At 60.6% G+C, this 13,049-nt stretch carries 12 protein-coding genes; 3 read left to right on the top strand and 9 right to left on the bottom strand.

What is annotated here, in order from left to right:
• Position 1: 1 nt before the first annotated feature.
• The 4 genes from NTD81_RS21230 to gtdA form a co-directional block, all read right to left on the bottom strand.
• The gene (locus tag NTD81_RS21230) at positions 2–1,510 is read right to left on the bottom strand and encodes a lytic transglycosylase F (RefSeq protein ID WP_262184741.1); all 1,509 of its coding nucleotides are present in this window, start codon (positions 1,508–1,510) and stop codon (positions 2–4) included.
• Between the two features lie 135 nt (positions 1,511–1,645).
• Positions 1,646–2,287 carry a maleylacetoacetate isomerase gene (maiA, locus tag NTD81_RS21225; protein ID WP_262184740.1) on the bottom strand — a complete coding sequence of 214 codons (642 nt, stop codon included), beginning with the start codon at positions 2,285–2,287 and terminating at the stop codon, positions 1,646–1,648.
• 47 nt (positions 2,288–2,334) lie between these two features.
• Positions 2,335–3,033 (bottom strand): fumarylacetoacetate hydrolase family protein, encoded by a 699-nt coding sequence (locus tag NTD81_RS21220; RefSeq protein ID WP_262184739.1) that lies wholly within the window; start codon positions 3,031–3,033, stop codon positions 2,335–2,337.
• Between the two features lie 33 nt (positions 3,034–3,066).
• On the bottom strand, positions 3,067–4,107 hold the full coding sequence (gtdA, locus tag NTD81_RS21215) for a gentisate 1,2-dioxygenase (RefSeq protein ID WP_262184738.1): 1,041 nt from the start codon (positions 4,105–4,107) through the stop codon (positions 3,067–3,069).
• A gap of 117 nt (positions 4,108–4,224) precedes the next feature.
• Between gtdA and NTD81_RS21210 the strand changes: the two genes are divergently transcribed.
• Complete coding sequence (locus NTD81_RS21210) at positions 4,225–5,184, top strand: LysR family transcriptional regulator (protein ID WP_262184737.1); 960 nt, start codon at positions 4,225–4,227, stop codon at positions 5,182–5,184.
• 47 nt (positions 5,185–5,231) lie between these two features.
• On the opposite strand, the gene NTD81_RS21205 is transcribed toward NTD81_RS21210, so the two are convergent.
• Together NTD81_RS21205 and NTD81_RS21200 are read right to left on the bottom strand one after the other, a co-directional pair.
• Positions 5,232–8,303 (bottom strand): efflux RND transporter permease subunit, encoded by a 3,072-nt coding sequence (locus tag NTD81_RS21205; RefSeq protein ID WP_262184736.1) that lies wholly within the window; start codon positions 8,301–8,303, stop codon positions 5,232–5,234.
• A 5-nt stretch (positions 8,304–8,308) separates the two neighbouring features.
• The gene (locus NTD81_RS21200; RefSeq protein WP_262184734.1) at positions 8,309–9,412 is read right to left on the bottom strand and encodes an efflux RND transporter periplasmic adaptor subunit; all 1,104 of its coding nucleotides are present in this window, start codon (positions 9,410–9,412) and stop codon (positions 8,309–8,311) included.
• A 90-nt stretch (positions 9,413–9,502) separates the two neighbouring features.
• On the opposite strand from NTD81_RS21200, the gene NTD81_RS21195 reads away from it, so the two are divergent.
• Entirely contained in the window at positions 9,503–10,141 is a 639-nt protein-coding gene (locus NTD81_RS21195) for a TetR/AcrR family transcriptional regulator (RefSeq protein ID WP_262184733.1), read from the top strand.
• Here NTD81_RS21195 and NTD81_RS21190 read toward each other — a convergent pair.
• Entirely contained in the window at positions 10,138–10,920 is a 783-nt protein-coding gene (locus NTD81_RS21190; RefSeq protein WP_262184732.1) for a class I SAM-dependent methyltransferase, read from the bottom strand. The genes NTD81_RS21195 and NTD81_RS21190 overlap by 4 nt on opposite strands.
• Positions 10,921–11,013: 93 nt before the next feature.
• On the opposite strand from NTD81_RS21190, the gene NTD81_RS21185 reads away from it, so the two are divergent.
• Positions 11,014–11,790, top strand: a complete 777-nt coding sequence (locus NTD81_RS21185) for a hypothetical protein (protein ID WP_262184731.1) — start codon at positions 11,014–11,016, stop codon at positions 11,788–11,790.
• On the opposite strand, the gene NTD81_RS21180 is transcribed toward NTD81_RS21185, so the two are convergent.
• Together NTD81_RS21180 and NTD81_RS21175 are read right to left on the bottom strand one after the other, a co-directional pair.
• The gene (locus NTD81_RS21180; RefSeq protein ID WP_262184730.1) at positions 11,787–12,653 is read right to left on the bottom strand and encodes a DUF72 domain-containing protein; all 867 of its coding nucleotides are present in this window, start codon (positions 12,651–12,653) and stop codon (positions 11,787–11,789) included. The genes NTD81_RS21185 and NTD81_RS21180 overlap by 4 nt on opposite strands.
• A gap of 49 nt (positions 12,654–12,702) precedes the next feature.
• The gene (locus NTD81_RS21175) at positions 12,703–13,044 is read right to left on the bottom strand and encodes a hypothetical protein (RefSeq protein WP_262184729.1); all 342 of its coding nucleotides are present in this window, start codon (positions 13,042–13,044) and stop codon (positions 12,703–12,705) included.
• Between the last annotated feature and the right edge of the window lie 5 nt (positions 13,045–13,049).

Raw genomic sequence — 13,049 nt, 5'->3', positions numbered from 1 at the left:
CTCAACGCCTGGCCATCGCTTGCGGGCTGCTCTGGCTGCGCTTGCGGCTTTTGTCCTGCGCCAGCTTATAGGCCACGTAGTACTTATAAATATTGCCCACGTAGTCGACCGTCTCACGGCCCACTACCCGCGCAGCGGCGTGCTCAACATTGCCGAACCAGACATTTTTATCCAGCCCGGACTTCTCCGCCAATCGCCTGAATTTGCGCAAATTACCCGGCCCCGCGTTGTACGCGGCAAAGCTCAGCAAGGTGCGATTGACCGGGGTCAGCTCGGGCTCGTTAAGGTACTTGTCGGCCAACACGCGCATGTACTTGCTACCGGCCTCGATGTTCTTGTCGGCGCTGCTGTCGATGCCACGAATGCCGACGCTGGGGTCCGCGGCGGTGCTGGGCAACAGTTGCATCACCCCCACCGCACCGCGCGGACTACGCGCCGACTGGTTCAGTTGTGATTCCTGAAAACCCTGGGCCATCAGCATCAAATAGTCGAATTCATAAGTGCCGGCGTGCTTTTCAAACAGACCGACCAACTCATTAAACTTTTTCAGCTCGCCCTGGGACACCGCATTGAGCACGCGCTTGCTGTTCTTCACGTATTTGCGATACAGGCTGTTGCCGAATGCGGTACCGCCTTTGTGCTTGGCGACAAAAGCCGCCAGTTGCTGTTTAAGGAGCGGGCTGTTGTGCCGAATCGCCCACGCGAAGTGCGCGCCCTGATGCAGATAAAACTCATCGTGAATACGCAGCTCTTGGTACAGCGGCTGCCACACCTCGGCGATATAACGATCCACCACCACGGCGTTTAATAGTCCGGCGTTGAGCATCTCCAGCAGGTCTTCGGACTCCAGATTCTCATCGGCAGCGATGATCTCCACCGGCTTAAGGCCGCGCTGCTTAAACTGCTGATTCAGCGCGACGAGGTGTTCGTAGTAACTGCTTGAGGCACGCACCGTCACCTCTTGCCCGGATAAGTCATCCAAGCTTTGCAGCGCCGGGCTGTTGGGCCCGGTGATCAGCGCCTCGCGCACTTCTTTGGTAAAGGGCTCGGCGAAGTCCACCTGGCTGAGCCGGCCATCGGTGATGGTCAGGCCGCCGGCGGCAATATCGCCCACGCCACTTTGCAGCTTGGGCAACAGCTCATTGCGCGCCACCGGGATAAACATCACATGCCAGCGTAGCGACTTCTGCGCCTGTGGCTGCTGCTGATTAAGCCAAGTTTCCAGGGCCTTACCCAGCTCGTAGCTGATGCCGTGCTGCTGGCCGCGATCAACGCTGTAGAAAGTTTTGCTATAGGGCACCAAGATGCGCACCAAGCGGCGCTCGCGCATGCCATCGAAGTCGCCCTGCCAAGGCAGCGGCACCGGCAGCACCAGGCTGTCGACCTCAGCCTCTTCGGCCTGACTAAGTTGCGTGGAGATCCACTTTAGCGCCTGTGCCTGAGCGCTGATGCTGAGTAAGCACAGCGCCACCAAGACTGCCCCTAACCCTAACCGCCGAGCCTGCTTCATCAGCGCCTCCCCAGACGTAGATGCTTAACTGCGTGGCTGCTCAGACTAATTCAGACGCCTAGGCCCAAGGCGGACTAAATCTTCAAGCTGTGCTGCGGCTCACGGCTACGGATCTGGGGAGATAAGCTTTAAGTGCTACTCGACGTAATCGGGTTGAAATATCGCCGCCGACCTGGCGAACGCCGGTTGCTCCGAACAGTACTGAGTGACCGCCAACACCCGCTTAAAGGGTGTCAGATCGACCTTGTTGCGCTGGGCATTGATCACTTGGGGCAGCACGCAACAATCGGCCAAACTAGGCTGCTCGCCGAAGCAGTACGGCCCACTACCGTGGCGAGTCAATAACTGCTCAACCGCCCCCAAGCCCATCAGCACCCAATGTTCATACCAAGCCTGGCGCTGTGCAGTGCTGATCTGCAAGGTGTTGCTCAGGTAAGCCAACACCCGTGGATTGTTCAGCGGATGGATATCGGCGCCGATCAGATTGGCCACCTCCAACACCCGCGCCCGCGCCAAAGGCTCAGTGGGGATGAGCTGTGGCTTGGGATAGAGCCGATCGAGGTAATCGATGATGGCCAGCGACTGGCTCAACTGCTGGCCATCTTCAGTGACTAACACCGGCACGCTGCCCCCCGGATTACGCTGCAAGTGCTCGGCACTGCGCTGCTCGCCGGCGCGCAAGTTGACCGGCAAGTAGTCGTAGTCCAGGCCCTTAAGGGCCAGGGCGATGCGCACCCGTTGCGACGTCGAGCTGTGGCAAAAACTATACAACTGCATAAGTCGCTTCCTTTTCCATCAATTAAACAGCCGCTCCTGGCGCAGCCTTACACCACACGTACCGACAGCTGGCCCAGACCGTCGATGCCACCAGTCAGCAACTCTCCGGCCCGCACTGCGCCGACGCCTTCGGGTGTACCGGTCATGATCAGATCACCGGGCTGCAGCTCGAAGTAACGCGACAACCAGGCGATGGTTTCTGGCACCGACCAGATCAATTGGTCGATATCGCTGCGCTGCTGATCCACGCCCTCAACTTGCAGCCAGATCGCCGCATGCTGCGGATGGCCAATATCCTCTGCGCGATGCAGTGGGCCAATGGGTGCGGACTGATCAAAGGCCTTGCCGATTTCCCACGGCCGGCCCATTTCGCGCATTTTGATTTGCAGATCACGGCGGGTCATATCCAGGCCCACGGCATAGCCCCAGACATGCTCGAGGGCGTGCTCGGCGCTGATATTGCGCCCGCCCTTGCCGATGGCCGCCACCAGCTCGATCTCATAGTGATAGTTGCTGGTTTCACTGGGGTACGGCAGCTCTAAGGTCTGCCCACTGGCCACTGGCACCACTGCATCGGCGGGTTTAGCGAAGAAAAACGGCGGCTCGCGATCCGGATCAAAGCCCATTTCGCGGGCATGGGCCGCGTAGTTTCGGCCCACACAGTAAACCCGGCGTACCGGAAACAAACCATCCTGACCGGCTACCGCTAATGTGGTGATGGCAGGTGGCGCTACTACATAAGACATGTCGAGACTCCTCAATAATTAACTGGTCAATAATTAACGGGCTTCACGCAGCAGGCCCAAGGCCTCTTGCACCGGCCGATCAGAAAAACTAAACAGCACCGTCTCGCTGGAGACGCTAAAACTCACCGCCGCCCAGCTCGGCACCACGAAGATGTCGCGTGGGCTGAAACTGAACTGCCGCTCGCCAATACGCACCACGCCCTCACCCTCCACCACCGAATACACCGTGGCATCGGTGCTGCGCGAAGGCAGGCCGTTAAAGCCGGCAGGCAGCAGTTGGATAAAGGTGGCAATGGTCGGCATCGCCCAACCGCCAGTCAGCGGATTGCGGTAACTGAGCTTGATGCCCTCATAAGGGTCGAGCGCTTGCTGACGCAGCAAGATGTCGAGGGTTTCCCGCGAGCGCGCATAGGGGTAGTTAAAAATGGGCGAGGTGCGGCCATTCACTTCATGGCGCACGGGCATCAGGTTGTGGCCAAAACGTGCCGGGCTGGTGCCTTCGGCGCGCTGTATGGGCTGCACCAGTTCCTCATGGACCTCGGCAAAGCCGGCGTTAAAGAAGCGCACAATAGGAATGTCCAACCCATCCAGCCACACCACCTTCTCGCCGCCCTGCTCCGCCTCGGGGTTGCCGTGGTCGTGCCAGGCCCAGGACGGGGTGATGATGAAATCCCCGGGATGCATGGTGGTGCGTTCGCCATCCACCACGGTGAACGCACCGCTGCCTTCCATGACAAAGCGCAGGGCCGACTGGCTGTGCCGGTGGCTCGGTGCGGTTTCCCCTGGCAGGAGCATTTGCAGGCCGGCGTAGAGGCTTGAAGTGATGGAGGATTGACCGCTTAGGCCTGGGTTCTCCAGGATCAGCACCCGCCGCACCGCCTCTTCACTGCTGATGATTTCACCCGCCTCGGCGAGGTAATCACGTACTTGGCTGTAACGCCAGATAGCTGGCACACAAGCATCGGCCGGCTGTGCCGGAACCAAACTATGCATTTGCTGCCACAACGGGAACATATGCTGCTCATCGAGGCGTCGATAAAAGTCGGCGCGCTGGTTCTGTTTCTTATCGGTCATTGGATTCACCAAACTGAATGGTGCCATCGCGGCTTCGACCGATTATTGGCCGGCTTAGAAATATCGGAACAATGCTATTTTGCGATCCACCTATATGGAAAATTGAATAGGTAAACCATGGATTGGACTCGCCGTATCCGCGTACAGCACCTCGAAGTGCTGCTCAAACTGGCACAAACCGGCAGCATCAGTGAAACCGCTCGGCTCACTTTTACCGCCCAGCCGGCGTTATCCAAATGGCTTAAGGAGCTGGAAGACGGCATCGGCGCGCCGCTGTTTGCCCGCCATGCCCGTGGCCTCACCCCGACTGAACATGGGCAGATGCTGATCCACCACGCCCAGCGGGTGATCGCCGAGATGAAGCGTGCCCACGAATCACTGGAGTCGATCAGCCAGGGCCATGCGCTGCGCATGACCATTGGCGCCTCGCCAGCGTCAGCGCCCAACCTGGTGCCAGCGGCGATCCTGCAGTTCCTCGCCAAGTACCCCAAAGCCAGTATCGAACTGCAAGAGGACACCATGCATCACCTGCTCGAACGCCTGGAGCAAGGCGAGCTAGACGTGGTGATCGGCCGCCTGGACAACTACATCCCGCGTCCCAGCCTGCGCCATGAGGTGCTGTATAAGGAGGCCATGCGCGTGATCTGCCGCCCCGGCCATCCGCTGACGCAGCGCCGTGAACTGAGCTGGGAGGTGCTCGCCGAGTACGAGTGGGTGGTCTGGCCCAAGGGCACGCCGATTCGCGCGCGCCTGGACGCGGCCATCAGTGCCGCTGGGACCCGGCCGTTGCACTACCGCATCGAGTCGTCATCGCTGCTCGGCAACCTGTGGTTGCTGCAAGGTAACGACATGCTCTCGGTGGCCTCCGAGCGTGTGGCTGAGCACTTCAGCCAGCGCGGCCTGATCGTCGACAGTGGCTTTAGCCTGGATGCTAGCGGCGCCCTGGGCATGTGCTGGCGGGACGAAAGTGACCCCGCCAGCAGCTTGCTGGAGCTACACGAATGCTTGCGTCGTGCGGCCCGGCAACGCCTGCTACCACCACCTGGCACGCCTTTAGAGGAGCTATTGAGCACATAAAAAAGCCAGACCTCACGGTCTGGCTTTTTTACTTACTGCAGCTGCGCTTAGGCTTGGTCGCGCTCGCTTTCCTTAACCCGGAACCAAGCGGCATACAGCGCCGGCAGGAACAAGAGGGTCAGCGCCGTGGCGACGATCAACCCGCCCATAATCGCCACCGCCATCGGCCCGAAGAACACACTGCGCGACAGCGGAATCATCGCCAACACCGCCGCCAGTGCGGTCAGCACGATGGGCCGGAAACGCCGCACGGTGGCTTCGATAATGGCGCGCCAACGGTCCAGCCCCGCCTCGATATCCTGCTCGATCTGATCGACCAAGATCACCGAGTTGCGCATGATCATCCCCGACAGCGCAATGGTGCCGAGCATGGCGACAAAACCGAAGGGCTGGCGGAATACCAAGAGGAACAGGGTCACGCCGATCAGCCCCAATGGCGCCGTGAGGAACACCATAGCCGAGCGCGACAGGCTCTTGAGCTGCAGCATCAGCAACGTCAGCACCACCACGATAAACAGCGGAATACCGGCGTTAACCGAACGCTGACCACGGCTGGAGTCTTCTACTGTGCCGCCGACTTCGAGCAGGAAGCCATCCGGCAGATCGGCGCGGATGCCTTCCAGAGTGGGCAGCACCTGCTGCACCACCGTGGCGGGTTGTTCCTGACCATAGATATCGGCACGTACCGTCACGGTAGGCAAGCGGTTACGGTGCCAGATGATGCCTTCCTCAAAGCCGTATTCGAGGGTGGCGATCTGCGACAACGGCACGCTGCGACCATTATCGGTCGGCACCGACAGGCTCGGCAGCAAGCTCAACTGCTCACGCTCGGCAGGGGTGCCGCGCAACAGCATCTCGATCAGCTCGTTGTCTTCGCGGTAGTAACTCACCGGCGAACCCGTCAGGGTGCTCTGCATAAAGCGCGACAGGTCCTGGGTGCTAACGCCCAAGGCACGGGCGCGCTCTTGGTCGATATTCAGGCGCACCACCTTGCTCGGCTCTTCCCAATCCAGATGCACGTTGACCACATGGGGGTTCTCGCGCACTTTCTCGGCGACTAAGCGGGCAATGCGCCGGGCTTCATCGATATGCTCGCCGGAGACGCGGAACTGCACCGGATAGCCCACGGGCGGGCCGTTTTCCAGACGCGCCACCCGAGTCCGCACGCTGGGGAACTCCTCCGGCAGCATCTTGATCAGCCAATCGCGCAGCTTCTCGCGATCCTCAATGCTCTTGGCCAGCACCACGGTCTGGGCAAAGCTGGCAGCCGGCAGTTGTTGATCCAACGGCAGGTAGAAGCGCGGCGAGCCGGTGCCGACATAGGACACATAACTCTCAACGCCTTCGTGGTTTTTAAGCATCTCTTCGAAACGCTTAGCCTGCACCTCGGTGGCCGCCAGCGATGAGCCTTCACTGAGCTTGAAATCGACCATCAGTTCCATGCGCCCGGAGGCCGGGAAGAACTGCTGCGGCACAAAGCGGAACAACAGGATCGAGGCGACAAACAACCCGAGGGTCAGGAAGATCACGGTTTTACGCCGGCGCACACACCACTCGACCACACCGCGCACCCGCCGATAGAACGGCGTGCCGTAGGGGTTGTGGCCATCGCCGTGTTTGGCCGCGTGAATGGCGGCTAAGTCCGGCAGCAACTTGGCGCCCAGGTAGGGTACAAACATCACTGCGGCGATCCACGACACCAACAGCGCCAGCGCCACCACTTGGAAGATCGAACGGGTGTATTCGCCAGTGCCGGACTGCGCGGTGGCAATCGGCAAAAAGCCCGCCGCCGTAATCAGGGTGCCGGTGAGCATGGGGAAGGCGGTACTGGTCCAGGCATAACTGGCGGCTTTGATCCGGTCCAGGCCCTGCTCCATTTTGATCGCCATCATCTCCACGGCGATGATCGCGTCATCCACCAACAGGCCCAAAGCCAACACCAGGGCGCCGAGGGAGATTTTGTGCAGGCCGATGCCTAAGAAATACATGGAGGCGAAGGTCATTGCCAAGACCAGTGGGATCGACAACGCCACCACCAGCCCGGTGCGCAAACCGAGGGAGAAGAAGCTCACCAGCAGGACGATGATCACGGCCTCAGCCAACACCCGGACGAACTCACCGACGCCCGCCTTCACCGCTTTGGGCTGATCCGATACTTTGCTCAGGCTCATGCCGGCCGGTAGGGTCTCCTGAATACGCGCGAAATCGTCTTCCAGGGCCTTGCCCAGTACCAGAATGTCGCCGCCCTGCTTCATCGCCACGGCCAGGCCAATGGCATCCTCGCCCATAAAGCGCATGCGCGGCGCCGGTGGCTCATTGAAGCCGCGCTTCACCTCCGCCACATCGGCAATGCGGAAGGTGCGATCACCGACCCGAATAGGGAAATTACGGATCTCTTCGACACTGGAGAAACGCCCGGTGACGCGCACTTGGACGCGCTCGCTGGTGGTTTCAAAGAAGCCGGCCGTGGCCACCGCATTTTGCTCTTGCAGCGCTTGCTGCACCGCAGCCAAGGGCAGGCCGAGGGTGGCCAGCTTGGTGTTGGACAGTTCGATCCAGATTTTCTCATCCTGCAGGCCGATCAGCTCGACCTTGCCCACATCCTTAACCCGCTGCAATTGCAGCTGGATGCGGTCGGCGTAATCCTTGAGCACCGCATAGTCGAAGCCGGCGCCGGTCAGGGCGTAAATATTGCCGAAGGTGGTGCCGAATTCGTCGTTGAAGAACGGCCCCTGAATGTCCTGGGGCAAGGTATAGCGGATATCGCCGACCTTCTTACGCAACTGGTAGAACAGCTCGGGAACTTGCGAAGAATGCATGGCGTCATCGGCGAGGAAGGTCACCTGCGACTCACCAGGACGGGAGAAGGAGATGATCTTGTCGAACTCGCCGGTCTCCATCATCTTCTTTTCGATGCGTTCGGTGACTTGCCGCGACACTTCCTCAGCGCTCGCCCCCGGCCAGTTGGTGCGCACCACCATGGCTTTGAAGGTGAACGGCGGGTCTTCGCTCTGGCCCAGCTTGGTGTAAGCCAGGGCCCCGACGATGGCCAGCAACAACATGAGATACAGAACGATTTGACGGTTGCGCAGGGCCCAGGCGGACAGGTTGAAATCCATCGGGATTACTCCTTAGCCGTCAGTTGAACAGCGCGGTTTTCGCGATCCACCGGGCGCACCTGCTGCCCTTCCTGCAACACCTGACCGCCAGCGGCCACTACCCAATCATCGGCACTCAAGCCCTCAAGCACCGGCACGGTTTTCTCGCCATAGGCGCCGATCACCACGTACGTACGCTTAATCTTGTGCTCGGCCGGGTCCACAACCCAAACAAAAGGTTTGCCCTTCTCCGCGCTAATCGCCGACAGCGGCACCGCCAGTGGCACTTGGTGCTGCTGGGCGATAAACACCCGCGCGCTCTGGCCTAACTCGACCGGCACATTGTTATCGGTGAAGGCGACCCGGGCAGCGAATGTGCGCGATTGCGGATCAGCCGCCGGCGACATCTCACGGATGCGCCCTTTAAACAGTTGGCCGGGGATCGACCACAGTTCGACGCTGACGTCCTGGCCAACCTTAAAGCGCTTAAAGCTTTGCTCAGGCAGGCCAATTAGCACTTCCCGCTCGCCATCAATGGCCAGGGTAAATACGGTTTGCCCGGCAGCCACCACTTGTCCCACTTCCACCGCACGCTGGGCAATCACCCCGGTTTGCGAGGCGCGCAGCACCGCGTAACCGGCTTGGTTATTGGACACATTAAATTCGGCGCGGGCCTGTTTGAGGCGTGCCTCACCGGCGCGATAGGTGTTTTCGGCGTTATCAAATTGCGAGCGGCTGACCAGATTGCGATCCAACAGCACCTTGTAGCGATCACGCTCGGCCTTAACCAGACTCAAGTTGGCTTCGGCGGCGGTGAGCTGGGCACGATTGGCTTCCAGCTGCAGGCGCACGTCCTGCGGGTCTAGCTCGGCCAGGGGCTGGTCTTTCTTCACCAGGTCGCCGACATCGACCAGGCGCTTGATCACCTTACCGCCGATGCGAAACGCCAGCTCCGGCTCGTAGCGCGCGCGCACTTCGCCGGGATAAGCATCCATCAATTCACCGGCCAGTTGCGGTTGCACCACCATGGCAGGGCGTACGGCAACCGCAGTGGTCTCGCTATTGCCGCAAGCGGCGAGAGTCAGAATCAGGCTCACGGGCAACGCGACAGCTAAAACGTGACGAAACATGATGAATAACCTTTCAGGAGGCTTTGGAATACTTGTACTGGCGAGTATAGTAAAAATAGCAAACTCACTAGTCCAGTATTAAAAAGCGCAATGACCCACAAAGTATTACCAAACTCTGGTCCCGGTCGGCCCAAAGACCCGGCCAAACGCAAAGCCATCCTTGAGGCAGCGAAAACCCTGTTCCTCGCCAAGGGCTATGAAGGCAGCAGCATGGATGCCATCGCCGCCGAGGCCGGGGTGTCTAAGCTGACGGTTTACAGCCACTTCAGCGACAAAGAGAACCTGTTTGTCGAGGCGGTAAAGTCCAAGTGCGAGGAGCAACTGCCGGAGCTGATGTTCGAGCTCGACGATAACGTCAGCCTTGAACAGTCCCTGCTCACCATCGGCCTGGGTTTTAGCGACCTGATCAACAGCCGCGAGTCCCTGGAGCTACATCGGGTGATGATGAGCCTGGCGGCGCAGGGCTCGAAACTGCCGAAGATGTTCTATGACGCCGGCCCCCTGCGCTTGCAGTTGGGCATGGAAGAGCTGCTGCGCAAGGCTGATCTGAGCGGCAAACTGCGGGTCAGCGACCCGTGCAGCGCGGCCGATCATTTCTTCAGCCTGCTCAAGGGCGGCTGCAACTTCCGCCTGTTGATGGGCTGCGCCGAACCACCGAGCGCAAAAGCCGCGGCACAGCATGTGCGCGACGCAGTGAGTGTGTTCCTGCGCGCCTTTCGCGCCGACTAATCGGCCTGCAGTTTCTTCTTCGGATAGATGTCGTAACGGCTCGACTTGCCTTCCAGCGCATAGCTGGGCTTAGCTCCGTCAATCAGCGGCGCCTTGCGCGGGCGCTTAACCACCACCCGGTGCGTGGCCAATGCCAGAGCGGCGGCGAGCAGGGCCGGGGCGTCGAGGTCATCCCCCACAAAGGGGCGGAACAGGCGCATTTCTTTTTTCACCAAAGCGCTTTTGTCGCGATGGGGAAACATCGGGTCGAGGTAGATCACCTGCGGTGCTTCACCCTGCCAGCCCTGCATCAGCTCGATGGCATTGCCTTGCAGTAACTGCATCTGCGCGCAGATCGGCGCCACTTCCGGGGCACGCGCGGCGCGGGCCAAGCCATCGCTCAGCAAGGCGGCAATCAACGGCTGACGCTCGATCAGAGTCAGCGAACAACCGAGGCTGGCCAGCACAAACGCATCGCGACCCAAGCCCGCCGTGGCATCCAACACCCGAGGGCGAATCCCAGCCTGCACGCCAACGGCCTTGGCAATCATCTGCCCGCTGCCGCCACCGAATAAACGCCGGTGCGCAGCGGCTCCCTCGACGAAATCCACCCGCACCGGCCCGGGCGCCTGCGGCCCCAGCTCGACCAGCTGCAAACCGCCCTCGCCCACCTGCAAGGCGTACTCGCTGTCGCCCTCTAACGGCAGACCCAGACGCTGCGCCCATTCGGCGGCGGCCTCAGCAAACTGCGGCGCCAGGGCCTGCATCCGAATCCGCGCAACTAACCGCTCATCACTCATTAGGCAATCTGCTCAAAAAACACTCAAAGGGCTGTACATGCAGCCGATAACCAACCAAACCGCCATTTTGCCAGAGCCGACCGCGAGGTGCGTATGTTTGCCGCCATTTCCACCAACCTGCCTGCTGCCAGCCCCGCCCCCGGCAACCTGCGTCAAGAGCTGGACGCGGGCCTGGAAGACTCGCTGAACTACCAAATTCTGCGCCGCACCTTGATGCCCGAAGAGGCCGCCGAGACCGCAGTGCCGGTTACTGAGCCCAGCCCTGAAGATACGCAACTCAGCGCGGCCAATAGCAGCGTCTCGGCCAGCCAATTCAGCGCCGTGCTGGAGCAACGCACGCTGTCACTCAAGGTGGAAGTCCAGGCCGAACCGGCAGTGGTTGACCCTTTGGTGCTCGATCTAGCCAGCAACGGCTTTCGCACCAGCGGCCTGCAACGCAGCGTCAGCTTTGACCTCAACGCTGACGGCCACCGCGAGCAAATCAGCGCCCCCACCGGCGACGATGCCCTCTTGGCCTGGGATCGCAACGGTAATGGCAGTATTGACGATGGCCGCGAGCTGTTTGGCGATCAGCATGGCGCAAGTCATGGCTTCGCCGAACTGGCCAGGTTCGATGACAACCACGATGGGCGCATCGACAGCCAAGACGCGATTTATCAACAACTCAGCCTGCTGCGTTTTAATGCCCAAGGCCAACAGTCGCAACAACGCCTGAGTGATGCAGGCGTCAGCGCGATTTACCTGCACAACCGCGAGGTGAATGTTGCCTTAGGCGCTTATGACCGCATCGCCCAGTTGGGCCACTTCGACTTTGCCGATGGCCGCAGCGGCCAAGCCGCCGATCTGTTATTGGCCACGCGCCAAGCCTAGAGCAGGCCTAGCTGCTGACTGGCCTCGGTGTCAGCTTCGGGCCAGGCCGGTAAATCCGCCAGCCCCGGCAAACGCAGTTGCAACTGCTGGTGAAAGCGCGCCGCCAGTTGCGGCGCCAGGTGGTTATCCGGGGTGTGCAGAAACACATAGGGCGTGCGGCCCTCCTCGATCCACGCCGCCACCTTGGCCAGCCAAGGCTGCATAAAACGGTCGTTGGCCGCCAATTCAGGATGACCAATAAAGCGTACCTGCGGCGCCTGACTAAACGCCGTGGGCCGTACCGGCAGGCGCGGTTTTTTCGCTTGCGCATGCAGCAACGCCGGATCAGTCGACACACAACTGAACAAGGCCCGTGAATCCAGGCTGATGCGCTCGATCCCGCGCTCATGCAGCAGGCGATTGAGCTGACGCTCCTCTTCGCCCTTGGCGAAAAACGCCGGATGACGCACCTCCACAGCTATCTCGCCGCTGCCCCAGGGTTCGATAAAGGCGGCCAGCTCGGCCAAGCGTTGCGGACTGAAACTGGCTGACAGTTGCAACCACATGGGGCTGACCCGCGCCCCTAAGGGCGCCAGCAATTGGCGAAAATCACTCACCGCGTCGATGTGTTCACGCAGGTCGCCGCCGTGGCTGATTTCCCGTGGCAACTTGGCGCAAAAGCGCAGATGGGCAGGCATTCGCTGCGCCCACAGGGCGACGGTGTCGGGGCTCGGCGCAGCATAAAAGGTGGTATTGCCTTCAACCGCGTTAAACACCTGAGCGTAGTAACTAAGACGCTCGGCGCTGGCCGAGCCCTGTGGATATAACACGCCACGCCAGGCCGGCTCGCTCCACGACGGGCAGCCAAGGTAATAAGGCAACATAGGATTTAACAACGGGCTTATTGCGTAAGGTCGGCTGTTATAGCCCGGACTAGACGTACAGGTCGAGGCCCATGACCTGATTGGCATCGCCTTCGGTGACGAAGCTGGCGGTGCTGCTGTAGCTGGCCAGCGCCTGCGCCACTTGATTGGATAACGGCGCCTGATAGAGCTGCTCGGGGCTGCGGGCAAAGTAGCCGGCCGCACTGGCGCTGCTCGCCGTGCTCTGAACCGCCGGAGCGAGCGAGCCACGGTCCTGACCACTGGTAGACTGATTCGGCTGTTCGGGCCGCGCCTCTACCTCGCGTTGCACTTCCCGAAACGGCGCCACGGCCGCTTGGGAGCGTGCACCACGCTCAGGTATATAGGACGAGGCAAAACCGTCGATACGCATCAATC

It is taken from the genome of Pseudomonas sp. 5P_3.1_Bac2, assembly GCF_025465995.1.
Classification (GTDB): domain Bacteria; phylum Pseudomonadota; class Gammaproteobacteria; order Pseudomonadales; family Pseudomonadaceae; genus Aquipseudomonas.
The sequence above is the reverse complement of the archived record's forward strand: the minus strand, read 5'-3'. Positions and strand labels throughout refer to the sequence as shown.